The following is a 1,316-nucleotide window of genomic DNA, read 5'->3' as shown; positions in this document are numbered from 1 at the left end:
CCCTGACTATGACTTCCAAAACCTTGCAACTGGCCATTGACCTCATCAGCCGCGCTTCCGTCACCCCTGACGATGCGGGCTGTCAGGAACTGATGATCAGCCGACTGGAGCCATTGGGCTTCAAGGTTGAGCGACTCCGTTTCGGTGAGGTCGACAATATCTGGCTGCGCAGGGGGGATCAGGCTCCTGTGCTCGCCTTTGCCGGACATACCGATGTGGTGCCCACCGGCCCGGAAGGGAAATGGGATAACCCGCCGTTTCAGCCGACAATTATCGACGGAATGCTGCACGGGCGTGGCACCGCCGATATGAAAGGCAGCCTCGCCGCCATGGTCACGGCCTGTGAAGACTTTCTGGCGGAACACCCGGACCACCGGGGGTCCATAGCCTTCCTGATTACCAGCGATGAAGAAGGCCCGGCGCAAAACGGTACGGTGAAAGTGATTGAGCACCTTGCTGCCCGCAGCGAGAAAATCGACTGGTGCCTGATTGGTGAGCCATCCAGCACCAACCGGGTGGGTGATGTGGTGAAAAATGGCCGCCGTGGCTCACTCCATGGCCACCTGACGGTCAAAGGTATCCAGGGTCATGTCGCCTACCCTCATCTGGCCAGAAACCCGGTTCATCAAGTGGCTCCGGCCATTGCCGACCTGACCGGGGAGGTCTGGGATGAAGGCAATGAATACTTTCCGCCCACCAGCTTTCAGATCTGGCAGATCCGGGCCGGTGCCGGTGCCAGCAATATCATCCCCGGTGAGTGCCAGGTTAGTTTCAATTTCCGGTTTTCTTCAGAAGTGACCGCTGAGCAGCTTCAGGAACGAGTCACCGCAATTCTGGATCGCCATCAACTGGAGTACGATATTGATTGGCAACTCAGTGGTCAACCGTTTTTAACCCGCCCCGGTGCCCTGGTCAATGCAGCTCAACAAGCCATACTGGACGTTACCGGAATGGCAGTGGCGTTATCGACATCCGGCGGCACCTCCGATGGCCGTTTCATTGCCCCTACTGGTGCTCAGGTGGTAGAACTCGGCCCGGTTAATGCCACCATCCATAAAGTGAATGAATGCGTTAACGCGGAAGATCTTGATACCCTACAGGAAATCTATACGGGTATACTCAAGTATTTGCTGACTGAAAAGTGACGTTTCCCCAATGAGCAGTCCTGGTCCATCAAAAGCCGACACCACCAAAATCGACGATATTGAAGTTTATGCCAAAGACCTCTCCCTGGAGGCTATTACTGACTGGCTTAACGATACCTTTGATAGCGTTGTAACCGTGAACAGCTCCAAGGTGATACATGACGCTATTTC

1 protein-coding gene is annotated in these 1,316 nt (G+C 55.2%); it reads left to right on the top strand.

Annotation, left to right across the window (positions count from 1 at the left end):
• Window positions 1–8: 8 nt before the first annotated feature.
• Entirely contained in the window at window positions 9–1,145 is a 1,137-nt protein-coding gene (gene dapE, locus KDK14_RS00840; RefSeq protein WP_257263120.1) for a succinyl-diaminopimelate desuccinylase, read from the top strand.
• Window positions 1,146–1,316 lie beyond the last annotated feature (171 nt).

This window comes from Endozoicomonas sp. ONNA2 (genome assembly GCF_024606365.1).
In the GTDB taxonomy this organism is placed as follows: domain Bacteria; phylum Pseudomonadota; class Gammaproteobacteria; order Pseudomonadales; family Endozoicomonadaceae; genus Endozoicomonas.
Note: the sequence above shows the minus strand (reverse complement) of the source record. Positions and strands in the feature narration are given on the sequence as shown.